Below are 25388 nucleotides of genomic sequence, written 5' to 3'. Positions count from 1 at the left end.
TCTGAAAAATATAAAGGATCAATAAATAATAAATGTTCCTCTCAATTGAAACTTATTACATATTTCAGCTAACAAGTCTTTTACATTTTGAACAGATTCATCTGTCTAAGTTCCCCTTCAGGTGACAGGGGTATAGGTTTTAGCAATTCTTACAAATCCCTTCCACCACTACTTCAATATGCGAGGAGGTATATCCCTTCGGCAGTCTGATATCAGGCGTTACGATATCATCCAGGCAGTAAGTGTTCTTACAATTAGTACATACAAAATGAATGTGGTGATCATGATGATGACCCTCTGCACAATCATCTTTACACAAGGCGTAGCGGATAGAGTTATCAGCGGTAGGAATAGTATGGATGATTCCTTTCTCTACAAAAGTCTGCAGTGTGCGATAAACCGTTACCCGATCAAATTTTTCTCCGGCCTTTTTTTCAATATCTCCATGTGCCAAAGCTCCTTCCTGTTCCAGGAAAAGATGGAGAATCTTTTCGCGGCTGGCTGTCACACTTAACTGGCTTCGTTTTAATATTTCTTTGATGTTATGAGTCATAGGAAATATTATAGTTTCAATGTTCTTTCAATTTCTTTTATCATGGCATTGATTTCACTTTGCTTCAGCCCATCGTACACTTTCTTTACTTCGCCATCTTTTACCAAAGCCCAAAACTGTGTATGTAAAAAATCGTCATCAATATTCTTCAAGTTATTTGCCGGATCATCGATAGTATAGCTAACCCTTGCGGTCGTGTAAAGGCTGTCTTTGCGGCCCGTCAGGAAAATCCATTTCGCCGTGTTTACGCCTAAAGAATCTGCATACCTTTTTAAAACCGGCACAGAATCTCTTTCCGGGTCGGATGTATGCGAAAGGATCAGGAAATTCTTTTGATCTTTAAACTTTTCGTACACTTTTTTCATGTTGGTATTCATCTCGGGACAGATACCCGGGCAGGTTGTAAAAAAATACTCCGCTACATACACTTTTCCTTCCACGTCTTTATCGGTTACCGTTTTTCCATCCTGGTTTACAAATGCAAAAGGTTGAACAACGGAAATAGTATCATTCTTTTTGATCCAGGGCCTTACCACCAGGAAAAAAATAATGATCAATGCAACAAAGAAAATGGAATAACCCAGCGCTTTTTTCGACATATTATTTCAATAAGTGGCAAAGTTACCGATGATAAAATGATTTTAAATCAGGCTCAGAATTGGTTGAAAAGGGCAGTTAAAAATTTGGTTTTCTTTCAATAAATCAATTTTGCAACACTGTTGCTTTTCCCTACTTTTGCCCACTTATGAAACCTGGAATCAATTGGGACGCCATGGGTATCACCATGTCAGTCGCCTGTGCTATTCATTGCGCCATCCTGCCCTTATTCTTTTCTTTTTTGCCTTTGTTCGGTGTTAATATTATACATAACCTGGCATTTGAGACCGGAATGGTTTTATTAGCTTTTGCAATTGGGGCTTATTCGTTATACCATGGATTTAAGCGGCATCATCATAGCAAACTGCCATTTATATTGTTCAGCGCCGGGATAGTATTATTAGTCCTGAAACTTTTTTTTATCCATTACGAAACATGGTTGCTCATTCCTGCGGTCGTTCTCATTGTATCGGCTCATGTTTTTAATTATCGTTTTTGCCGGGTACACAATCATGCTCATGCCGATGATTGTAATCACTAACCCTGCCCCTAAAGGGGAACAATAAAAAGTCCTTTGAATTGACTTGCACCCACAAAACTTCATTCCCTTTTTTAGTTTATTTTCAATACTTATTCATTAAATATGGAAAAGTATTTACCCGTTTTTCTTATTCTTCTTCTTGCAAATTTTTGTTGCGCCCAGTCAAAACCTGCCCGACCGGCAGGCGGGGACGAAATACAGGTTCGTCAATTGTTAGCTGATCAAACCGAAACATGGAACCGCGGTGACATTGACAGTTTTATGAAAACCTATTGGGAAAGCGATTCGCTAATGTTTATTGGAAAAAACGGCGTTACCTATGGCTGGACCAATACGCTCAATAATTATAAAAAAAACTACCCTGATACCACGGCAATGGGAAAATTGTCCTTTGACATAATTTCTGTAAAACGGCTTTCTTTTCAATATTTTCATATAATTGGCAAATGGCATTTGCAACGCAGCATCGGCGACCTGAGCGGGCATTACACATTACTTTTAAAAAAGATAAAGGGCCGGTGGGTAATTATTGCCGATCATAGCAGTTAGCAACACCAATACTGCCACTATTCAAATAGTTTCTGTTTTATTGGGATTCCCGGCATCTCATTTTTACTTTTGAGCTCCACCAAACCAATTATTGTGAGAAAAACTTCTACCCTGTCAAAACTTTTTGTGTTTGCTGTTTTACTGGTAATGATCAGCTCTTGTCAAAAAGAGCCATCTGAAACCACCCGTCCGGATGCAAATTGTCAATTAGCAAGGGCTTATTATTTTACTGAAACGGGTATTCTTACAGATAGCCTGGTTTATACAAACACTAATGGTAAAGTCACAAAGGCTTCGAATGCAGACGGCCACGTTATTTTCGATTACAATAATGATAGGATTACTAAGAGAACTTTTTATGATGCAGGTTCACAGCAGCCAGATGCCTATGACGTAATCACCTATAATAGCGACGGCAATCTGAAAAACATAAAGAAATATTATAGCTTTAGTAACCAAACCATCCCCTACGAACAAGATGACTTTATTTATTCGGGGAACAGGTTGGTAAAATTTGAAGTAAGCTATTACGATGTTGTCACCAGCCAATATAAGTTGTACGAAACCACTACCTACACCTATACAGGAGATAATATCATTCAGTCGATAACTTCGTATGCGTCGGGCAGTTCTTTAGATGAAACATTTAACTATGCGTACGACGCTAATAAAAATTACCTTGCAAAATCGCATGCATTATTTTTTGACTTCATATTTATGGAAGAAGTAACGGGTGAAGTAATTCCGCTGTTTATGAGTAGTAATAATGTGGTCAATATATTGGACGATGGCGATGAATTTCCGTTAAGCTATAAACCAGATGATAAAGAAAATTTGTCTGAATGGTATTTCGATGGCAAACTTGCCAGCCGCTATCTGTATAATTGTAAATAATGTCTTTGTATACTTTGTAAGCCGAAGATCAATTGAGCTTTAATTCTAAAAACTATTTTCTCCAGGTTCGATAATAATAACGAAGCAAAAGAAAAAGACTCACCACAAAACCGATATAAAAGAGAATCGAATACAGGGCATTAGGATGATAGGCCAGGCCAAAATATAAACCTGCCGTTAAAACCGCCATCAGCCAGAAAAGTCCAAGAGCAATTGTATTCATGATTTTCTGAAAATACTTTTTTACTTCCGGGTCCCATCCTTGTTCCATACAAATAGTTTATATCAAAACGTACGCTTTGATATTTCCTCAAAGCTAATGGTAATAGCATACTATTATGGAATAAGAAGACTGCGAAATTCTACTGAGTCGCCTTTAAACACATTAAAGTCAACCTTGGAAACAATACCATTTACACTGCCGCCATCATTGTGTTGCCAAAAATTCCAGTCCCGGGTAATCCGGGGTTGTTGTTGTTCATAATAATGAGCTACCCATAAAGGGTATTTATCAAAATCACTTCCGAGGTTTTGCTTATAAAAATCCACGTTGGTATAAATCAATGGCCGCACTTTGTAGTAATTTTCGACAACATCCAGCCATTTTTTCACCTCTTTTTGAAGTTGTGCTTTCGAAACGCCGTTCCGCTGTTCTACATCCAGCACAGGCGGAAGATCGCCTGGTTGCAACTCCACCCGCTTAATAAAATTTTCGGCCTGCAGTTTTCCATCCTTACTCGCTATAAAAAAATGATAGGCGCCGCGGACAATCTCATTGCCTTTTGCTTTTCGCCAGTTCCGGTGAAATTGCGGATCAACATTGCCAACTCCTTCCGTGGCTTTTATAAAAGCAAATCCCATTTGTATATTATCAACCTTCATTTCTTTTACTTCTTCCCACGCAATTACGTTTTGATATCGTGATACATCAATTCCATGTATAGCATACTCGGTTGGTATGCTAATTCCAAATTCCGGGTAACGGGTAAACCTGGCTTTTCTATAAATAAGCCATTGAAACAATAACCAACCCCCTAAAGCAATAATGGCTAAAAAAGTAAGAGTGAGTATCCAATAAGCAAGTTTTTTTTTCTGGCGGGATGACATGAAGGTGCGATAGCTTTGCTAATAGTTAGCAAATATAAAACCTGGCAGCTTGGCAAACTGTTAATTTGTGCTACGAAACGACGCCTTTTTTAAAAACTGATTTTTGCACCAACTGTCATGTAAAACAGCTTTTCTCCCCTTTCTGAAAGGTCGGGTCTGTTTTCAACCTGGACAAGGTTTTGCGGAATAACATACGCCGGTGTGGCCAGTAACATCAACTTACCCAAGCTATAAATCACAGGGGCAGAAAATTCATAAGACAGGATCGAAAACTTTTTTACTTCTTCGGTGACAATGCGATCAGGACCGGGAAATAAAGGTGTATTATCCTTTTGCCTGTAGGTTTCTGTAAATTTTTGCGTGCCGGCATAGAGATATACCGATGGATCGACAATCAATATTCCTTTATTCAGTTCTTTTCTGAAAATATGATCGAGACCAGCTGTAGCACCAAAGTCGGTACTATTACTAAACTTAACGTCGCCTCCTAAAGTAACATTCACAATTTTATTCAGCCAGGTATAATTGAACGCCGTTTGCGCCTTTAATGCCGACTGCACTAACTGGCTATTGTCTTTATAAATTGGTTTCATTAAATAGACATGGGCGACCGATTTACCGTTGTTGTATAAAAACCCCGCAGTTGTTACAGCACCGGCATATTCGACACTGTTGCTTTTATTAGAAGTAAAAATCGGAGCGGCATTCACATAAAATTTGTTATTCAGCCATAACTCTGCCATAGGAAATACGCCGCTACTTTTAAGACTGTCTGTTCTGCCATAATAGTTGAGATTACTGTTGTAGTAAGTTCCGATTTTAAAACTCAACTTACTACCGGTAGAATCAGCCTGGGCGTTTATCGAATTAGTGTAAACGAAGAATAGAGCAACTGCTAAAGTGTTTTGAAATAGGGTACGCATCATGTTAATTGATTTTAAAGACTCATACCCGAAGGCATGAGTCTTTTGAGAGGTTTAAAGTTTATTTGTTTCCTGCAGCGGCTTTACCAGTTGCACTAGCCTGTGCACTCACTTTTGCTCCTGCCTCTGTGTTCTGCGAGGTAGCTGCTTCTTTCACCGTGTTTAATCCGGGTTTAATTTCTGAAGCAGCTTTTCCTTTAACTGATTTTACAGCATCAGCACTTGTCTTAGCTGTTTCGGCGACTGTATTGTCCGCTTTGTCAACCAGTTTGCCTCCTTGCATATTTGCATTAGTACCTGCCTTTACTGAACTATTGCTATTAATGTAATTATCACTATTACCAGCTTGTACGGCGGCAGAAGAGGAAACATTGGCTTCAGCATTAACAGAAGCTGCTTTTTTGGTTTCATTTTTTGCGCCTGTTGCTAAAGTTGCGGTCTGTTGTGTTTTATTGTTAACTGTTGAAGCAGTGTTAGCTTTCACCGTAGCGGCCTTTGTAAGACCTGCATTTGCTGTAGTAGAGGTTACCTGGCTGGCCACTGTTGTTGCTTTTGCAGCGGCCGTTGTAGATGCTGTTGCATTTGCTGCAGCCTGGGTAGTTGAATGCAGGCCAAGATTCACTTGTGCAAAAGAAAAAATAGATACGCCTGTTGCTACAAATGTTGTCAAAACTGTTTTTACTGTTTTCATGGTATGTTTCTTTTTGTTTTAAAAAATTCTCCCCTGTTCGCAGCAGTAACAATTTTTGCTGCGATCAATCTTTTGATCTTTTGATTTTCAGTGGAGGTTATTGTTGTATACAGTTAAAGACCTGTTAAGCGGCTACAGGTTTAAAAGGCGGGGAAAACAAAAAGAAAAATTAATTGCGGATATACTTTACAAAGAAATGGCTATTGAAGCTTTCTGCTGCAGCCAATTGTTGTTCTACGGTAGGAAGTTTGGTAACATTTACCAGGCCCTTCATTCCCGCATAATCTCTTGCAGAGCTATAAGGATAATCAACAGCGGTGTCGACAAAACGGTCCCTTACAGGGTTATCATGGATAAATGAAAACTGTTCAAGGAGTGTATCCATTTTCCTGCAGTCAAAAAAAACAGGGTTGCTGGAACTTTGCCATACATGGAACTTCTTCAACAGCCCCAGCATATTTCCGAAGTTTTCAAATCGCTTCAGCATCCAGTCTTTTCTTGCTGCTGGCTCAGTATCGATGGCTTCCAGGATCTTAGTGGTAGTGAAAGACTTAAATTCTTTTTCAATCTCCGCCACCACGTACCCTTCTTTGGCTTGTACCAACAGGTGAAGATGATTGGTCATGAGGCACCAGGCGTGAACCATCAGTCCCTTATTATCAATAAAATGATTGAGGGTATGCACTATCACCTGCTTGTATACCGGGCGGATAAAAACATCTACCCAATCCACGGTATTAAAAGTGATAAAATAACAGGCATGTTTGCCTTGTGAGTGCTCGGTACCCATGTTTCACATTTTATAGTTTCTCACCTGAAACTTTTCGGCTTTCATCTACCAAATGCTGTTCCAAATATTTAAAAATGTGTATAACTAGGCGATTTTAAACCTCATCCAGCTGGTTTTTACCTGATTTTTCCTTTTGTCGACGATAAAGGATATGTTTTAGGGGTTATTTTCTTTCGTCTGCTTAATTATCTATTCTACCAGCGACGAGGACAATTCAGTCTAAAATCAAAATTATCAAGCTATAGCGAGGGTAGCTTTACTATCAGGCAAACATCATTAACCTAAACCTTTTATTATGAAACAAAAAATTAAAGCCAGCGTGATTTTAATTGCCCTTATCCTGATTTCAGTTGGCTTATTTGCTCAGTTAAACACCATTAAAAAACAAAAGGGAAAACCCAAATTTCCTGCCTGGGTATCAGAAATAGGCTATTGGGTGGTGGAAACTAATATTAACTCACCAAAAAATCATGTGATAAGCTTTTACACCAATGAATCCTGAAAAAAGGGCGGTAAAAATGAAATTGAAAAAAGCGCTGGAGTCATCAGTAATCGCCTGGTATCATCAAAAAACGAAAAGTCCTTTCGACAGAGCTGATAGAAAAATGGTAAAGGTGATGTTGCAGGATATCAGCTATATAGAAAGCATGAAGGACTATGTGAAAATAGTTACTAGCAATGGAGTCATTATCACCAAACAGTCCATTAGTTCCTTAGAAGCGATGTTGTCCGAAAAAATTTCATCCGTATCCATCGCTCATTCATCCTGTCACTGCAAAAAATAAAAACTTTCACGGCTGAGTTAATTGAGATTGATAAAACAGAGATACCTATTGGTAAGCTATATAGAAATGGGGTAATGAAAGTGCTGGGCTAAAAATTAGAACACGGATCCTTCGATTAGCTCAGGACACAGATTGGAAAGATTTACACGGATACACTCAAACAATCCTATACCCCTTCCCCAATTTTTCCTTCACCATCTTTTCTTTCTCTTTTGCAGTCGTAGCGGCATCAGCAAATGTTTTTACCTGCACCTGGCCTTTGGCTCCCACTCTCCCATAGCGTACAATAAGTTTATCATCCTGTACGGCTGCTTCCCAAAACTTATTACTTGTAGCATCTGTAAATACCAATCGTTCAAATTCCACATTTTCAAAACCGGGCATACTTAAAGCCTGGGTGGTTGCTCTTTCTTCCGTTTGTCTAGTTAGTTCTTGTTCAACTTCAACAACTCCAGCCGGTTCAGTAATTTCTTCTGTGGTAATTTCTGCCACAGGTTCTTCTTTGATGCGTTTTTCAATTTGCTCCATCACTTTCTCCGGTTGCTGAAGCCAGTCTTTGCCAAATACATGCATGCTGCGCCAGCCAAATGATTGCAATATCGCCGGACGCTGATAGTATTGTTCTACAAGGTTTGCATTGTTATAATGCCTCTCATCATCTATTAATATGCTCAACGTATATTCTTCATCGCCTGGCTTTGCCTTTACAGCCAATGAACATTTAAAGTCAGACTGGCCGACCTGTTCTGTCACTTCGTAACCTTGTCTTTCTAATCGTTGTTTTATTTCTTTCAACACAACCGTTGTATTTGCCAGGCTTCCGTTTTCCTTTTTATTGACCACCAGGCTATCCAATATTGTTCTGGCCGTTTGCATATTACCGCCGCTTACATTTTCGGCATATTGCAAAAACCGACGGAAGTAATTGGCACCCTCATTATACTCGTTGGTGATATGATGATACTGAATACTGCTGATAACCGCCATATGTTTCTTTGCCCGGCTGAAGATCACATTCAATCGTTTCTCGCCACCTTTTTTATTAATGGGGCCAAAGTTCATCAGCATCTTTTTACGGGCATCAAAACCATAACACACACTCATGATGATGATATCCCGTTCATCGCCTTGTATATTTTCCAGGTTCTTGATGATAAGGCCGACAAACTGGTCTTCTTCCGTCCGGTTATAAGCTTCTTCCAACAGCTGTTCAAATTCCTTGTCCGTTTGCGCTAATGCGGTCAATGCATCTTCAATGGTATGTTGTTGCTCCTGGCTGAAAGCTACAATACCAATACTTTCTTTTACTTTTCGTTTCAACAATTCACGTACAAGGTTAGCAATGTATGCCGCTTCGTTGCTGTTATTCCTTTTTTCATACACACTGTTGGGATGAAAATGAAAACTGATGCTCCTGTCGTAGAGGCAATCGGCATAACCCTCCGCCTCCTCAGGTTTTGTGATTTCAATAATTCTTTTTTCTTTATGATGAATGGTCCGGTCCGGAATGGTTAGCAAACCCGCTTCATAAAAAGCATGATTGCTATAGCTAATCAGTGTTTCATAATGGCTGCGATAATGCCAGCTCAGCATTGTACTGCTCAGTTTGCGGGAGCCCTGCACCAATAAACTGTCAGCATCGGCGCTCAGTAGTTCGTCCTCTTCTTCATTCTGAAAACTTTCTAAATCATCCGGGTCTTCGGCTTTGGCCGTAAAAAAATTAGTGGGCGGCATTTGCTTGTCATCTCCCACGACAATGGTTTGCGGTGAACGATATAATGAAGGGATGCCTTCTTCCAATGTTATCTGGCTGGCTTCATCAAATATCACTACATCAAAATAGTTGGTATCAAGCGGCAGGCTGTCGCTCACACTTAGTGGGCTCATCAGCCAAACAGGCTTGATATCTTTTAATACAAGGCCGCTTTCTTTAGCGCTGAGCTCCCTGATGCTTTTGTAGCGCATGCTTTTACCAAATTCATTCTCCAGTATCTTCCTGCCTTCGTTATAATTTTTTTTGAATTGCTTTTGTTCAGGATTCAACTGGCTAAGAGCGGTATTACTAATTTCCACATGGCCAATAAATCGCTGACGGATAGATGCACGGATCAGCCCGGCGTTAAGTTTTAATAACTGTTTATAACAATGCTGTACCTGGTGTACGGCTTTTTCAATAGCATTCACATCAGTACCGGCGAAGGTTTTGTTTTGCTGATAAAACTGTTGCAATGTTTTGTGGGCCATTGTTGCTTCAGCCTGCAAGGGGGTGAGAGGTATATTGCGCAAAGCTTTTTTAACTGCAACTGGTAAGGCGGCGTATTGTTTCAGCGCCGGCAACAAATCTTGCAAACTATCCGCATTCATGGCGATGCTCTCCAGGTCATCCTGTATAATTCTTACAGGCTTACCGGCATAATCATGTAAACATTGTTGTAGCTGCAACTCTAACTGGTGAAGCGTATTATTGACCTTATACAAACGCTTTACAATATTGTTGGCATCGAGATGTGCCAGCAGGTAATCAATTTCTTTGTCTCCTTTTTTGCCACGTAATACTTCAATCCCAAGGTAAGTTGTATCAATATTATCTAATCGGTACTGTTGTTGCAACTGCTCCTTACTTTGTAAAGTAGTTGTTGCCGTTTCATATTCCGCCTTTAATTGTTGCAGGATACTGCTAAACGAAGGCCTTACATGATGCGCCGAAAAATCATAACTTTCTTTCAATTGCTTTTTCAGCCTTCGCCAGGACCCGTTGAGCAAACCGAGAAAAGATTTTTCATTTTTTTCCGCCAGTGCAATGGCATTCACTGTATCCTGTTCGCTGAATTTAGTTTTCCAATTGGCATTAATCTGTTTCGCCTGTTCGTGTTGTTGTTTTAATTGCTTATACCGGCTTATCTTTTCATCAAAGTCTTTTGCCGCAGGGTTATTAGTATCTACCAGTTGCAGGTTATCATGTTCAGCCAGCGGTTGCAGCAGTATGGCATCCTGCACCAGGTTCTTCACCTGTTCCAGGTGTTCACAATGTTGTGTGTCGATATTACATTCTTTAGTAATGGTGTTTATTTCATTCAGCAGGTTTTTTGTATGTTGTACTAAACTATCTAATAAGTTCAGCGGGTTATCAGCAATAAAAACTGCGTCATTTAATTTACTCAGCGAATGTTCCGCAAAGGAAGCATCGGCCCCGGTTTCTTCCAACGCATCGCTTAGTTGCTGAATGGTTTCACCAAACTGCAACCAATCATTGTAAGCCGGCAATAGCTCCTGCTGCCTGGGTTGAAGCTGTACAATATTTGGTTTGAGCTCGATTATGCGATCAATAAGTTTCCGAATCTCTATGCCCGCTTCACCCGGTTGAGATGTATTGGTCAAATGAAATCGCTGTAACAACTGAATCTGCTCATTCATTTTTTGCAGCAGTGCCGTCCGGTTGGCCTGGATGCCTTTCAGGTCCATTTTATTCCTGCTGAAATCCTCATAGGTAGCTTTAAGGTTTTTGATGAACTCCCGTTTATCGCCCTGGCTGTCGTGAATATAACAACACAACTCATCTAAGCCATTTTGTTTTAACCGATGATAAACTACATCCAATGCCGCCCTTTTTTCACATACAAACAAAATACTCTTTCCCCTTGCCACAAAGTCGGCGACCAGGTTAGTAATGGTCTGGCTCTTGCCCGTGCCCGGCGGGCCCTGTATGATATAACTATCCCCGGTTCTGCTTTGCAGGATGGCCTGTGTTTGTGTGGGGTCAGCGGTTATTACATGATGCCAGTCATCCGGCTTGTTCAGGTCAAATGAATATTCTTTTGTTTGTTTAGGCTGATTACTGAATAAGGATTCAAATACCCCATGTTGCACTTTATTATCAATTACATGATTGTAATCCCTTACGAGACTCATCTTTTTATAATTGAAGTTACCCAGCACAATACTGCACAGATCGAAGTCCCAACTGTAAGGATTGCTTTCACTATCTGTCATTTCAAACAACTCCCTTTCTTTTACATTATTACCGGTCAGTTGCTGTGATGCTATTTTAATATCCTCACTCACCAAAAATTCCAGGAAGGTGGCCCGTGGTTCGATTCGCTGCTTAAAAATCTCAAGTCCAAGCGGCTTATAATGTTCGGGCTGGTAGCTGTAGGATATGTTTTTATAACTGTCCAGCTGGCCACCGCTACGCTTCAGTCTTTTTTTATAATTGGTGACTGTCTGCTTTGCCACACTGTGCACCAATTTTATTCTTGGCCTATCAATGTATTGCAATTGTATGCCCTGGTTAGCCTCGTCTATTTGCTGCTTCAATAACTGGTAGAACTGTTCCAGGCTCATGTCATCCAGGTCAACAAAGTCGGGAAGTTTAATTCCATACAATTCTCTTAACTGATTAGCCAATACAGGATTTACCTCTGCTGCATTATCCAGCACCTTCATGGTGTAATGATCTTCCTTTAACCGCTTTGTTTTTTTCAATTCAACAGGGATCAGCAACAATGGGCTTTGAATTCTTTCCTGAGCATCTTCCTTCAGGTTGTGCCAGTTTAAAAAAGTGATCACTAATTTTAATTGGCTGAAACCATACTCCTGTACATCCCGCTGGCTTTCCACTCTTATTTTATCCAAAGCAGATGGCAGATACTGGTGGTCTTCAAAACGCAAATACTTATTCAGCACTATTTCTTTCATACCCGCCACTTTTGAAGACACATCACTGTTCCAGGTAAATAACAGATCAGGTCGGATGCTTTGATAATGCAAGACCATCGGTACACTGCTAACGGTCAGATTTACAAAACGCATATTGGGTTTGTAAAACAAAAGCCGGTTGCGGCGGCTGGTATCGAAGAGGCGATTGCGAAGTTTATTTAAAATGAACTGGCTTCTTTCTTTCAGTTCTTTATTCACCCATCCCGCCACATTGCTAAGGTCTGTTTGCTTTTCAGGATCGTAATCACGGTAATGCTGTAAGCGGTGAATTACATCATACAAGTCCGGGGTACGTTTATGCCGATCCAGCTCCGTCATTTCGGTTATCAACGAACTGATAGTAGGATGGATGCGATGGTTATACTGAACAGGGTTGCGGCGATATTCTACAAACATTTTTAAATCTTCCTCATCATTGAGGTCGAGGCCAAGGGCCATGCTTCCCAATACAAGTCCCAGGCAAAAAATATCGGTTTGCGCATCATGATGGCCAACTATTACTTCGAAACAATTATAGCCTTTGATAAAAGCGGGATACTGCAGGGTTTCATTGCTGTTAAAATGCACCAGCATATTCTCTACTCTATAAGTGCCTTCATCTACATCTGCCTCCATTTTTGTTTTGCCAACAATGTCAAATTGTTTTGATTGAAAAGAAGCGAAAAGCTCTTTTAGCTTATTCTTTGCAGTAACCGGGTTATGTGCCCATTGTTCATCAATATCCAACCGGTTATCGGAAATAAATAGAGTATGTTCTTTTTCAAAAGGCGCAACCAGGCCCGCCTCATGAAAACCCAGCACTTCTTCAAACAATGGCATTACAAAAGCGATCACATCATCGGTGGCATAGTTGCCATTGTCGAATGCTGTTTCCAAAAATTGATGAAAAACTATTCTTTGCGTTTCCATAGACGGAAATAGATAATTTGAAATTTATAATTTTCTTCCAGCCTTCTTCTTTTAGCCTTGATATATCTGTTCGCCTTCGCTTTCCTTCACTTCATAATAAGCATTCAGCATTTTTTGCTTGTGCTGCTGTAGTTTTTTATCGCTTAATTTCAGTTCTTTTTTTATTATAGCATCATAACTCTCTTTCAACTGCATGTCTTCAGCAAACTGAAAAGCCCAGCCTGAAGGAATTTCTTCAAGCGATGCATCAACCAATACAAAATCGAGCAGGATATAACCCAGGTAATCTTTTACACTCTGATGTGCGGCGGCAATAGTCTCTATCAATTTTTCATTTAATACAGCTTTTTCATCCCAGGCAAAATCAGGAAAATATTGTTTCGCCTGGCTGATGACCATAGTGCTTTGAAACCATTTTGGTTTTAAAAATAACTGGAGAAAATTCCGGGTCAGTTGCGCCAACTCCTTTTGCCGGAAAATATCCAATTGGTCCAGGTCACTGGCACCTTCGATCATTTTAATAATTTCATCTTCGGCTATCTCTCTCTTATCATTCCATAGTTGGATGGCCTTTGCACGAATAAAGTTTTCGGGATGGGAAATTGTGGCTGCTTTGGTATTCGTATCAGCGGAAAAAATTTCATCCGCCTGCTTCACATAGCTATCTGCATTTACTTTTTCCAGGCCGGTAGAAGCTTTCACCAACGAGGTAATGACGGGCGTTGTTTTTCCCAATACAGTATAGGCGCCCCTGTCGCAAAATATCTCCGTGTATAGACGAAAGAGCCTTGCCGTTTCATAGTAAGAAGCTTCGCTGTTGTAGTTGTTGGCAATAGCCGTGATAATGCGGTCGGCTACTTCCAGGTCGCCGTCAAGCATTGAGTACAATTTTATATGTGTGAGCTCATGCGCCAATACGGACAGCAATTCCTCTTCATCCAGCAATTTGGTAATGGGTCCGCTGAATACAATGTGGGCTTCATTGTTGAGATAAACAATACTGGCATTGAGCTCATCAGTATATTGCGCCTGGTAAACGGTTACGGGCAGGTTTTGCAGATCTAGTTTATGTTTGGCAATATTTACCTTATCGTAAATAAAATGTTCCGTGACAGGATCGAATTTATAGGTGTTTTTTAGCAGCTCTGTTTTAAACTGCTGCAGTTGATCTTCTTTGTTTTTGGCTATTGCGAAATAGTCCCATGTTTTGGGCTGCTGTTTAAAATGATCCTTTACTTTTTGATGATAAGACAAGGCTGCCAACATGCTGAAGGATTTGATTAAAAGGACAAATTAATAATCCTTCTTCAAAATATCATCACAAATAAGCGGAGAAAAAATAATCCCCGGTGACCTGTGACCGGGGATTATTACTATAAAACTGAATTAATATAAATTGTATTAAATCTTTTATTCAACTATCCTCAACTTCGCATAATTCAACATAATTTTTTTCTCACCATTGTGTTCAAACTTAACCGTGGCGATAGGATTATGTGCAGCACCTTCCATTTTCATTACTTCACCAAAACCAAATTTTTGATGCTCTACTTTTTGACCTACCTGCAAATTGGATGTATCACTGGCTACAAAATCTAAAGAAGGTTTGTGCTCCACCACTTTTTGATTGGCAGACTTAGGTCCCAGGTAGACCGGCGTTTCTTCTTTTCGCTTCGCAGGCGGAGCTCCATATCTTTTTTCAGCTTGTTGTGCAGGCGAAGCACCCCAACCATTATTCATGCGATCAAATCCACTGGACCGGCTCCATTGAGTGCTGCCCTGGTTCTTTACACCACCTCCTGCAAAGCTGCGGTCAAGATATTTTTCCGGTAATTCATCAATGAAACGGCTAGGCTCATTTTGTACCAATGAGCCAAACTTATATCGTGTATTGGCGTAAGTAATCCACAGCCGGCTTTTAGCCCTTGTAATTACTACATAAAATAATCGTCTTTCTTCCTCCAGCTCCTCCCTTGTATTTATACTCATGGCATTGGGAAAAAGCATTTCTTCCAGGCCAGCGGCAAATACACAACTAAACTCAAGACCTTTGGCGGCATGAATGGTCATAAGTTTCACCGTATCCGCATCCGGGTCTTTATTGTCTGCATCGGTTAATAAAGTGATTTGTTGCAAATAAGCGGCGAGACCTTTATCGACCAACTCACCTTCTTCATTATCGGGGCTTTCTGTCCATTCTTTAATACTGTTGAGCAATTCCTGTATGTGTTCGTATCGCTGTACTCCCTCGGTACTTTTATCATTGAACAGCTCTTTAACTATATTGGTCTGCTTGCCGACATGAAATGCCACTTCATAGGCATTTTTGGTCTGCAACATGCTGGCAAAACTTTTTATCATCGTCACAAACTCTTCTATGGATTCCAAAGTGCCTGATCTGAACCCAAATTTCGCCGCATTGTCCAGCACCTCCCACATGGAAATATTATTTTCATTGGCTAGCAAAATCGCCTTATCAACGGTTGTTTTGCCAATGCCTCTTGCAGGATAATTGATAATTCTCTTAAGTGCTTCTTCATCCTTTGTATTTACCAGCAACCGCAGGTAAGCCACCATATCTTTTATTTCCTTACGTTGGTAAAAACTAAGACCCCCGTAAATGGTATACGCAATACCCATGCGGCGAAGACTTTCTTCAAAAGAGCGGCTTTGGGCATTGGTACGGTAAAGCACCGCAAAGTCTTTATTGTTGTAATGATTGCGAAGCTTTTGTTCCTGGATTGTATCGGCTACAAACTTTCCCTCTTCATTATCTGTTGCGGTACGAACTAGTTTTATCTTTTCACCTTCTTTATTCTCGGTGAATAAGACCTTTTCAATCTGGCTCTTGTTATTACTGATCACTTCGTTGGCGACATGTAAAATACTTTGCGTACTTCTATAGTTCTGTTCCAATTTCACCACCTTCACCTCATCATAATCTTTTTGAAATTGAAGAATATTCTGGATTGTGGCACCCCGGAAACTATAAATGCTTTGCGCATCATCACCCACCACGCAAACATTTTCATGCATAGCGCCTAACAATTTCACTACTTCATACTGCGCCGGATTGGTATCCTGGTACTCATCAATAAGTATGTACTTGAACTTGTGTTGGTATTTACTAAGGCTGTCAGGAAAATTTTTTAGCAACTCATAAAACTTCAGCAACAGATCGTCAAAATCCATGGCGCCATTTTTAAAACAGCGTTTTACATAAGCTGCATAGATCTGAGCGATGGCAGGACGATTGCCACGCATATCTTCCTGTTGTAAATAATAATCAATAGCATATTCAGCCGGACCAACCAATGCATTTTTAGCAGCAGAGATCCGGTTATAAACTGTAGCAGGTTTATAATGTTTATCGTCGAGGTTCAGCTCATTGATTACCGTCTTTACCACACTCTTTGCATCATCTGTATCGTAGATGGTAAAACTATTGGGATAACCCAGCCGATGAGCTTCACTGCGCAATATCCGGGCAAATACGCTGTGAAAGGTGCCGATATATAAATTTCTCGCCTCGTTATTGCCAAGAATTTTTTCGACCCTTTCTTTCATTTCCTTAGCTGCCTTGTTGGTAAAGGTCAGCGCCAGAATATTGAAAGCATCTACACGGTGCTGCGCCATGAGGTGGGCAATACGGGTCGTCAATACTTTTGTTTTTCCACTGCCGGCACCCGCTATGATCATAATAGGGCCGTCTTTATGTAATACGGCTTCTTTCTGCCGCTCGTTCAATCCTTTTAAATAATCTTGCATATTGTTATAATACAACCCGGAACTCTCTTGCGAGCTGCATGGGCGCAATTTACGATGCTATGACGGGAGGGAAGGGCTTGTTTGTAAATAAATATTCTTTCTCAATTGTTGCTGAGTATAAGCCATTAGCTTTTAACCCTTCTTTTACTTTGCAGGTATTTATTGTGAATGATTTCACTCATGGGTTTCGCATACACTTTACTTTCCACCCATGAAATAATATCGAGATAAGCAAAGGCCCGGGTTTCGAAACGATTTTTTTCCAGGTGTTTGATCTTTTGTAAAAACACCTCCAGCTCCGGTTTTAATTTTTTGGCAGGTATATTATGAAATGAATGACGCAGGAAGCGGAACATTTCTTCTTCCACTACGGTGAGGTTCTGCATTTTTGCCATAAACCGATACACGGATTTCGTCAATGACTCCATGATCTCGTAGTTACCCAATTCGTAATGCGCCAATAAATGTTGAAGCCGTGCATAGCATTGTAAATCCGTACGAAGCTCACCTGTTTCGTAAATGATTTTTTGGAGATAGTCGATACAAGTGCTATAGTCACCGCTTCCGAAATATAAAGTCGCTATTTTGTAATTCAACACCATGATACGATGATGATCCAGGAAAAGCGCATTTTCTTCCAGCTTTTCTTCAATATCCGGCACCGCTTGCAGACCTTGTTTAAACGTCCCCATCATAAAGTGCTGATTGATTTTGGCAGTGCTGATATACACAAAAGCCTGTATCCTGAAGTTATCATGTTCCTTTACGCGGCTGGTTTCGGCAAAGGCTTCAAACTCTTTTAAAACAATATCAAATTGCTTGTAATTACGAAGATCAAAATGTGCATTCAATAAATAATGCAACCCCTTGATATAATGGCTCGTTTCAACCCTTATCATCAAAGGCTGTGTCCGGAAAAGATCAACCCATTTTTGTGCATAACGATAGTATTGTAAAAAATCCTGGCGGATAAATGCATACCAGCAATAGCATTGAAATAAATATAGCTTTTCATAAAATCCGTCGAGCCGTTCTATACCGGTGGGCAGGTTTTCCTGCATGAATTTTTTTACGCCGGCTTCATCTTTTTCATTACGGGCATGGCCGTGCAATGTAAACCAGCTTAAAAGTTGTAATGACAGATTACTCAGCCTTGCCATTACATCAATATGACGGCTAACTTCGTTCGCTTCCCTGGCCAGAACCTCAGCCCTGCTTTTTATACTATGCGTTATATGCAGGTTCTCTATCCTTTTTTCGAGTGCTACTGCCTGGGCAAGAAAATAGAATTTTTGATTTGTTTTAGCCAGTTCTTTAGCCTTCTCCAGGATCTTTAGGCTTTGATGAAACAAACCCTTTTTGTAGAGGATATGCGCATAATCAAACTGTTCATTGAGCTGCAAGTCAATACTATCGGCACTTTTTAATAATCGGAGGCTCGCTAATATTTCTTTATAGAGATGTGTCTTAAGATTATAGAGCTGTCGCTTCTCTGTGCCGGGGAGTTTTTTTAATAATGATTTTTCATCATACGAGTCCGATTTGTCAATGGCATCAAAAAGCCGGACTATTTTCAGGTCTTCATTTGCCGAACTGCGGGTGATATAGAGCTTAAAATGCCGTTTTTCTGCCTTTTCAAGGGACTTTATTAACTGAAATAATATATCGTGAGATCGGTTGGACATCGTGCAGAAATTTTCATGGAATAAGCCATCAGTAAGGTTTTTGCTAGTTTTTGAGCCCGTTTGACATGAGCAAAACTGGTTTAACTTGTTTTGAACGGTCGAAAAAGCCAGGCTACATTTGTGTTGTTGTTACAGGATTCATACAGCAAGCAGTCGTTAGAGAGGCAAAAGTTCGTTAGAGGTCAAATTTAGGAAGCAGAACCTGTAAAAACAAACCGCATAAAGCGGTTATAAAGATCTACTTCGAAAATTTTTCATATGGCAAGCAATCGTTAGAGGTCAGTCCGTTTCTACGGAAGGGCCTTTTTTGTTTTAAAGGCCTGCTAAAATAGGTGATTATTGGATTGCATGTTAAAATTTCTTAAACTTTTTTTGATCCTTCTGGTTTTCAGTCCATTTTGCTGCATTAATTACCGGACTTAGCCAGCTTCGTACCCCTTTATCTTTGCATTTTCTACTCCCCGTGCAGCATATCGAGTTTTTTCATATCGATCATTTTGAAGACAACTATCACCGCATTCCCCCGCCGGCTGGTTTGTCGCATTTTATTGACTTTTTTTGGGAAACCCGTTTTGATGCATTGTGGGATCGATATCCCGGGGGTTTTTCAGATGCCCAGTTTCCCAATCTTGGCTATACGTATATTATCAACCTGGGAAGTCCTTTCGTAATGCAGGTTGGCGAAAAAAAAATTCCAATGAAAACACATGGTTTTCTGCCGAGATATAATGCGATTGAATGTTTTCATAAACCGGGGAATCACCTGTTCGGCATCAAGTTTAGAATATCACCTATAATCTTTCAAAAAAAGATCGACTTTTCCGAGTACAAGGGTTATATCTTTCCCTTGAGTTATTTACTGGATCAGTCAATCATCGACCAGGTAAAAAAAGCAGGATCGTTTGACGGGCGGATTACTATTCTCTCCAAATACTTTCTTGCCTTACTGGCAGATCATGACGGCTCATTACACCCTGTTGCTATCGTAAGCAAAATCCTGGATGAGTGTTTTCAAACTAACCAGTTTACGGTCTCAATTGAAAAGCTGGCGGAGAAGCATAATATATCGACCCGTACACTTCAACGTTATTTTGAAATCTGTACCGGTATTAGTGGAAAACAGGCCTTGCAGGTGATGCGGATAAGAAAAGCAACGGCGCATTTAGCTAACACTCCTGAAACCTTTCATTATTCTTTATACGGTTATTATGACCACAGCCATTTCTTTAAACATCTGAAACAGTTTTTGCAGGAAAACACATTAGAAAATAAGGAGCCTCATATACAACTATTGGAAAACCTGCATAAAAAAGAGGGCCGGTAAGAATACCAGCCCGAACATTAACATGAGAAAACTAAAAATTTATACTCCTATTTATTTAATCTTACCGTGTATTAATTTCCTGCTCTTTGCCTTTCTTCTTCTGATCCGGTTGTTCTTCTTCGTGCAGCCTGGATTTTATTACTTCCAAAGCGATAAGTAAAACTTAGCGTCGCTACACGACTCTCACGATAAGCATGCCATTTTTCAATATATACACCCGGATAAGTAATAGTAGCCCTTGGGCGGTTGGTCCAAAAAATGTCGGTGACATTCAAACGAAGGGTGCCTTTACTTTTTAATACTGTTTTTTGGACACCGCTTGAAATGCCCCATTGTGGTTTGCTTACCATAAATCCATATTGTCCGCCTGAATTGAAGCTGCCATTGAGCTCAGCACCCCAACCTTTTTTAAATGAAAAACTGTTATTGGTACTCATATCAAAAGCCGGCTTGCCATTATTCAATGTGGTGCCTGCAAGATTTCCATTGAAATGATTGTAGTAGAGATTACCGTTGTTGATCATGTTCCACCATTTCGTGATACGCACCGGAGCCGCTATTGTTAATCCAAAATAATCAGATGATTCAAGATTGATCGGGATTTGAATGGTTACATTTTCATCGGAAGGAATGTTAGGAAATACGTCTTTAAACCTGGCAATAGCGATATTTTGGTTATTCTTTGTATGACTATAGCCCAATGTAAAGTTTAAGCTCTTCAACGTATAGTTTAATTCATACGACCAGGTAAGCTGGGGTAATAAACCCGGACTGCCGGTAGCATATGTTGTCACATCGATAAGGAATAAAAAGGGATTGAGCTGCGAATAACCCGGCCGGTCAATGCGCCGACTCACAGACACACCCACTGTTTGATCCTCTTTTATATGATAATTGATAAAGGCACTCGGAAACAATTGAAAATAACTGGAATCAAACTTTATGTTGCCTTTGACCTGGTGAGTCTTAATGTTTGTTTGTTCGCCTCGGAGCCCTACCTGCCAGTCAAATTTTTTATAGGCCTTGCTAAAATTGATATACGCTGCATTGTTGTTTTCCTCATAAAAGAAATGGTTGGTCTTATTGACATCATTTTCCGGGACGCCAGAACTTACATCAAAAAATTTAGCGTCATTATCACTCGATACAAAACTGATTTTACCACCTGTCTCTATCCTGGCTTTATTTTTTAAGGGATGCACATAATCCACTTTTCCTGTTTTCAATTTCAGCTTTCCATCCTGGTCGCCATCCAGCCGGTAATCATCTTGTAAGGCTGTTCCATCCGTTTTATAGTATTTGGTAACATTGTAAGAAAGTGAGTTGGAATTAAACTCCCCGTAATCGAGATCAGCTGTGAGTTCCCTTCCCGTGCTATCAAAGCTGTGTTTAAAGTTAACGTTGGCTACTACATTATTAAAGTGATCGTTGTTGCCTGCTCTTGTTTGGAATGTTGAAACAAGTTGTCCTGCCTGGTTAATTACTGTCGCATTATTATCGGTAGTGCGTCTGAAATGATTAAAATTTGCGTTGACTACAAAACCAATAATTGTTTTTTTGTTTGGAAAAAAATCGGCGCCCAGTCGGGTTACATTGGAGTTAAATGGAAAACGGGCAAAATTGTCTTTTAGATCCCTCCCTTTAAAATTGCCATTTTCATAAAAATTACGATCAAGGTATAAATGGTTGAGACCTTTGCGATAGCCATAATTATAATTTCCAAACAGGTTGACTTTTTTGTTGCGGTAATTGAATGTGGTTCCTGCATTAGCCTTCGGATATACACCCTGGCCATAACTAGCTGTCAATGTCCCATTGATACCGAAACGTTGATCTTTTTTCATTCGTATATCAATGATACCCGAGTTACCAGCCGCGTCATATTTTGCAGACGGGTTAGTAATGATCTCGATTCGCTCAATCGCATTGGACGGAAGCCCGCGGAGATAGTTGGCAAGATCCGCACCAGTCATAGGAGAAGGCTTTCCATCGATCATAATGATAACACCCTGCTTTCCCCTTAAGCCAAACACATCGTTTTGATCAACGCTTACGCCGGGCGAACGCTCCAGCACATCCATAGCCGAACTTCCGGCGCTCACAATGCTGTTCTCTACATTTACGATCAACCTGTCATTTAGCTTTTGAATAAATGGTTTCTTGCCGGTAACAGTAACGGCCCCAAGCTGAGTTGCCTGTGGTGAAAGAGATAGTTTTGTGAGGTTTATTTCCCTGTTCAGCTCATTTAGTTCAACCGGGGCATATTGTAAACCATAATTTACCATACTTGCTTTTACCAGGTAAGAACCAGGGACGATTTTTTCAAACTCTGCAACTCCTTTATTGTCGGTCAATGCAACTTTAACCAGCGAAGAATCTTTTGCCTTTAACAACGCCACAGTAACGTTTTCGAATGGCGATTCTTTTTCATTGAATATGGACACTTTTATTGTACCGGAATTGGTGGATTGAGCCTTTGCAGTAACAGATAAAACAAAACTTAAAATAATAAGCAGTCTCGGACTCATGTGTTGGAAATATTTGTCCAAAGATTGGCTTAAAACGAATTTTTTCGTAGTTAATTGGTACGGGGAGTAAAATGCGTAAGACGAACGGGTTTAGGGCCATATGGCCCCTGTCTGTTTTTTACATTGCCGGAAAATTGCATCCTTATAAGTTTATTTTTTCTTTTCCCGGATAGACCTAAATTCGGAACCATCTTTCCATTTTGGCCAGTCAGTACTAAAGGCCAAACGCCTGCCTACTTTGAACATCAATTGCAGATCAGCGATAGCACCATCCAGTTTCCATACTGCCGCATCGTATTCATCAGAAGGACGGTGATAATTTTTTTCAGTGTATTCATCTTCCAGTTTTTTGCCATAACCCGGCTCCTTTCCAATCACCTCAATTCCGCTGCTGGTATATAATGCAGGAATGCCCACTTTGGCAAAATTGAAATGGTCCGAACGATAATAAGAACCTGCTTCAGGGTGTATTTCGTAAGAAATAACCCTGTTATCTTTTGCCGCTTCTTCTTTCAAATAATCTTCCAGCCCGGACTGACCTTCACCTACAACAATTATATCTTTTGTTTTACCATACCAGTTCAGTCCGTCCATATTAATATTGGCTACTGTTTTATCCGCTGCATACACTGGGTTTTGAGCATAATAAGCCGAACCCCACAGTCCCTGCTCTTCTGCGGTTACCGACAGAAAAACAATAGTTCGCTCCGGCCTTGTTTTTAAACTTTTAAAAGCTCTTGCCAGTTCGATCAGGCCTGCGGTAGCACTCGCATTATCTAATGCTCCGTTATAAATAGAATCACCGGTTTCATCAGGCTTGCCAAAACCAAGATGGTCCCAATGAGCTGTGTAAATAATTGTTTCGCCGGGATTTTTCGAACCGGTAATCTTTCCGATTACATTATGTGATTTGTCGTAATTAGCTGTAACCTTCATGGTGGTGGACAGCTTAATATTCAAAGGCTGTCCTTTAAATCCGCGGACATCAGCTTTTGCTAATAATGTTGAATCGAGACCTGCCGCGTTTAATAATTTGACAGCCGCCGGACCCGATACCCAACCGATCATATCACAAAGCGTTTCATCCTTACCACGGTTATCCAATCGCAACCGGGACGTGTTCCAGTTGTTCTGAACTACGTTGAAAGGATAGCTCGCAGCTTCTGTATTATGAATGATCAAACATCCTTTAGCGCCCTGCCTGGCTGCTTCTTCAAACTTATAGGTCCATCTTCCGTAATAGGTCATCGTCTTTCCTTTGAACAATGAGCTGTCTTTTGCATTAAATCCCGGATCATTTACCAATATCAGTACCACTTTTCCTTTTACATCCAGCCCTTCATAATCATTCCAGCCATGTTCTGGTGCTACCACTCCGTAACCGGCAAAAACCAATTCATCATTGTTTAGTGAAATGGCAGAATCTGTTTTGTCGGTCCAGATCACATAATCATCAAATCCCCTCAATGTAAAATTTCCTTTAGCCGACTGTACCTGCATAGAAGGCGATGCCTGAGTAGTAATGCGAACCATTGGTACTTCCTGGAAATAACTATTACCATTGCCCGGTTCCAATCCTGCCTGCATGAATTGATCCTTCAGGTAGTTAATTGTCTTTGTTTCCCCAGCCGTAAATGGTTTTCGCCCTTCAAAAGCATCCGAAGAAAGTTCAGCAATATGTTTACCTAAGCTATCTGCGCTAAAAGCAGAAAGTCCATCCTGCTCATCAACAGCCGAACCATCATTTTTACAGGATTGAAAGAATAACAAGGCGACAAAAGCAACCAGGCAATAACGGGTCATATCATTTATTTTATAATTAGGAAAAGTAAAACAAAATTGCTACCAAACCTTTTGCGTCACGATGACCAGTATAAAAAGAAAGCTGCCACATTTAGTGGCAGCTTTCGATTATTGTCTTTTTTTATGTTTTAGCTTTTCGGAGTCTCTAGCAATTTAAAGAACTGATCAAGCATTGGAAGAATAACAATTCTTGTTCTGCGGTTAGCAGCTCTTCCTTCTTTGGTATCATTATCAGAAACAGGTTTGTATTCTCCGCGACCGGCAGCCGCCATCTTCGCAGGATCAAGACCATACTGTTTTTGCAGGATCCTTACAACAGACGTTGCACGTTTTACACTCAGATCCCAGTTGTCCAGCACATAACCACCACCCTTATATTCTACGTTGTCGGTATGTCCTTCCACCATGAATTCGATATCAGGCTGATTTTTCAAAACAGTGGCAACTTTTCCTAAAACCGTTTTCGCCTGTGGTGTTACATCAAACTTAGCGGTCTTGAAAAGAAGTTTATCCGAGATGTCGATATATACAACACCTTTATCCACCTTGATATTAATATCCTCATCAGCCATATTACCGATAGCACCCTTCAGGTTCATCACCAATGCCATGTTTAGTGAATCTTTACGGGCCATTTGTTGTTGCAGTGTTTGAATATAGCTATCCTTGGCACCTATATTGTCCATTGATTTTTTAATACTCTCCGCTTGTGAACTGGTAATAACAGAAAGATCTTCGAGTTGCTTTAATGCCTGTGTGTTGTTTTGTTTTAACAGCTCAATTTGTTTATTGAGGTTGGCAATATCATTTTCGAGTCCACTCTTCTGACGTTGCAGGTTTGCTTTTTCATCATTGCAGGCTGTAAGCGCTGTTTGAGACTCGCTGTATTGCGTTTGCAAAGTGGCATAGTCAGCCTGAGATTTTTTAAATTTTTTACTGCTGACGCAGGAAAAAAGAAATACAGCAGCAAAGGCTGGAAGTACAACTTGTTTTAAATTCATAATGGACTTGTTTTAAATGAATAAAAATTTATTTAATTCCGAATTCAAGGATATGTTCAATGTCGTTTTCAAAGGAGAGCAAAGATAACCGAACAAGAAAGTTCATTTATTGAAACTTTGTTAATATCGCATTCCAAAAACATGCCTGTTTCGTTGCAAAAGTAATGATCCTTAAAAATCTACGTCGACCATATGTTGAATCATCAGCTTTCAAACGAAAACAT

General features: G+C 40.2%; 19 protein-coding genes and 1 pseudogene. 6 read left to right on the top strand and 14 right to left on the bottom strand.

What is annotated here, in order from left to right:
• Window positions 1–139 precede the first annotated feature (139 nt).
• Window positions 140–553 (bottom strand): Fur family transcriptional regulator, encoded by a 414-nt coding sequence (locus tag P2W73_RS12815; RefSeq protein WP_276502444.1) that lies wholly within the window; start codon window positions 551–553, stop codon window positions 140–142.
• An 8-nt stretch (window positions 554–561) separates the two neighbouring features.
• The gene (locus P2W73_RS12810; protein WP_276502443.1) at window positions 562–1152 is read right to left on the bottom strand and encodes an SCO family protein; all 591 of its coding nucleotides are present in this window, start codon (window positions 1150–1152) and stop codon (window positions 562–564) included.
• A gap of 146 nt (window positions 1153–1298) precedes the next feature.
• Between P2W73_RS12810 and P2W73_RS12805 the strand changes: the two genes are divergently transcribed.
• From P2W73_RS12805 to P2W73_RS12795, 3 genes are all read left to right on the top strand, one after another.
• Window positions 1299–1691, top strand: coding sequence for a MerC domain-containing protein (locus P2W73_RS12805; protein ID WP_276502442.1), 393 nt, complete (start codon window positions 1299–1301; stop codon window positions 1689–1691).
• Between the two features lie 102 nt (window positions 1692–1793).
• Window positions 1794–2240, top strand: a complete 447-nt coding sequence (locus tag P2W73_RS12800; RefSeq protein WP_276502441.1) for a YybH family protein — start codon at window positions 1794–1796, stop codon at window positions 2238–2240.
• Between the two features lie 93 nt (window positions 2241–2333).
• Entirely contained in the window at window positions 2334–3134 is an 801-nt protein-coding gene (locus tag P2W73_RS12795) for a hypothetical protein (protein ID WP_276502440.1), read from the top strand.
• 52 nt (window positions 3135–3186) lie between these two features.
• Here the strand turns inward: P2W73_RS12795 and P2W73_RS12790 are convergent, their stop codons facing one another.
• From P2W73_RS12790 to P2W73_RS12770, 5 genes are all read right to left on the bottom strand, one after another.
• On the bottom strand, window positions 3187–3405 hold the full coding sequence (locus P2W73_RS12790; RefSeq protein ID WP_276502439.1) for a hypothetical protein: 219 nt from the start codon (window positions 3403–3405) through the stop codon (window positions 3187–3189).
• Window positions 3406–3470: 65 nt separating this feature from the next.
• Window positions 3471–4241: a glycoside hydrolase family 25 protein gene (locus P2W73_RS12785; RefSeq protein ID WP_276502438.1), complete on the bottom strand. Its 771-nt coding sequence runs from the start codon at window positions 4239–4241 to the stop codon at window positions 3471–3473.
• An 89-nt stretch (window positions 4242–4330) separates the two neighbouring features.
• Window positions 4331–5167: a hypothetical protein gene (locus P2W73_RS12780; RefSeq protein WP_276502437.1), complete on the bottom strand. Its 837-nt coding sequence runs from the start codon at window positions 5165–5167 to the stop codon at window positions 4331–4333.
• 58 nt (window positions 5168–5225) lie between these two features.
• A complete protein-coding gene (locus P2W73_RS12775) occupies window positions 5226–5855 on the bottom strand; it encodes a hypothetical protein (protein ID WP_276502436.1) in 630 nt (209 codons plus the stop codon).
• A gap of 169 nt (window positions 5856–6024) precedes the next feature.
• On the bottom strand, window positions 6025–6645 hold the full coding sequence (locus P2W73_RS12770) for a transposase (protein ID WP_276502435.1): 621 nt from the start codon (window positions 6643–6645) through the stop codon (window positions 6025–6027).
• Window positions 6646–6940: 295 nt separating this feature from the next.
• Between P2W73_RS12770 and P2W73_RS12765 the strand changes: the two genes are divergently transcribed.
• Together P2W73_RS12765 and P2W73_RS12760 are read left to right on the top strand one after the other, a co-directional pair.
• Window positions 6941–7147, top strand: a complete 207-nt coding sequence (locus tag P2W73_RS12765) for a hypothetical protein (RefSeq protein WP_276502434.1) — start codon at window positions 6941–6943, stop codon at window positions 7145–7147.
• Window positions 7137–7522: pseudogene (locus P2W73_RS12760) on the top strand (LytR/AlgR family response regulator transcription factor). The gene P2W73_RS12765 and the pseudogene P2W73_RS12760 overlap by 11 nt, the downstream one beginning before the upstream one ends.
• 64 nt (window positions 7523–7586) lie before the next feature.
• Here the strand turns inward: P2W73_RS12760 and P2W73_RS12755 are convergent.
• The 4 genes from P2W73_RS12755 to P2W73_RS12740 form a co-directional block, all read right to left on the bottom strand.
• Window positions 7587–13055: an AAA domain-containing protein gene (locus P2W73_RS12755; protein ID WP_276502432.1), complete on the bottom strand. Its 5469-nt coding sequence runs from the start codon at window positions 13053–13055 to the stop codon at window positions 7587–7589.
• Window positions 13056–13106: 51 nt separating this feature from the next.
• Window positions 13107–14321, bottom strand: coding sequence for a M48 family metalloprotease (locus P2W73_RS12750; protein ID WP_276502431.1), 1215 nt, complete (start codon window positions 14319–14321; stop codon window positions 13107–13109).
• A 144-nt stretch (window positions 14322–14465) separates the two neighbouring features.
• The gene (locus tag P2W73_RS12745; protein WP_276502430.1) at window positions 14466–16823 is read right to left on the bottom strand and encodes an ATP-dependent helicase; all 2358 of its coding nucleotides are present in this window, start codon (window positions 16821–16823) and stop codon (window positions 14466–14468) included.
• A 125-nt stretch (window positions 16824–16948) separates the two neighbouring features.
• Entirely contained in the window at window positions 16949–18508 is a 1560-nt protein-coding gene (locus P2W73_RS12740; RefSeq protein ID WP_276502429.1) for a hypothetical protein, read from the bottom strand.
• A gap of 445 nt (window positions 18509–18953) precedes the next feature.
• On the opposite strand from P2W73_RS12740, the gene P2W73_RS12735 reads away from it, so the two are divergent.
• Window positions 18954–19832: a helix-turn-helix domain-containing protein gene (locus tag P2W73_RS12735; protein WP_276502428.1), complete on the top strand. Its 879-nt coding sequence runs from the start codon at window positions 18954–18956 to the stop codon at window positions 19830–19832.
• Window positions 19833–19903: 71 nt separating this feature from the next.
• Here the strand turns inward: P2W73_RS12735 and P2W73_RS12730 are convergent, their stop codons facing one another.
• The 3 genes from P2W73_RS12730 to P2W73_RS12720 all read right to left on the bottom strand — a co-directional run bounded on the left by P2W73_RS12730 (window position 19904) and on the right by P2W73_RS12720 (window position 25164).
• Window positions 19904–22360, bottom strand: a complete 2457-nt coding sequence (locus P2W73_RS12730; protein ID WP_276502427.1) for an outer membrane beta-barrel protein — start codon at window positions 22358–22360, stop codon at window positions 19904–19906.
• 150 nt (window positions 22361–22510) lie between these two features.
• The gene (locus tag P2W73_RS12725; RefSeq protein ID WP_276502426.1) at window positions 22511–24163 is read right to left on the bottom strand and encodes a M28 family metallopeptidase; all 1653 of its coding nucleotides are present in this window, start codon (window positions 24161–24163) and stop codon (window positions 22511–22513) included.
• Between the two features lie 128 nt (window positions 24164–24291).
• Window positions 24292–25164 carry an OmpA family protein gene (locus tag P2W73_RS12720; RefSeq protein ID WP_276502425.1) on the bottom strand — a complete coding sequence of 291 codons (873 nt, stop codon included), beginning with the start codon at window positions 25162–25164 and terminating at the stop codon, window positions 24292–24294.
• Window positions 25165–25388 lie beyond the last annotated feature (224 nt).

This window comes from Terrimonas pollutisoli, from assembly GCF_029360765.1.
Lineage (GTDB): Bacteria > Bacteroidota > Bacteroidia > Chitinophagales > Chitinophagaceae > Terrimonas_B > Terrimonas_B pollutisoli.
This window is presented reverse-complemented; position numbering and strand designations above follow the sequence as displayed.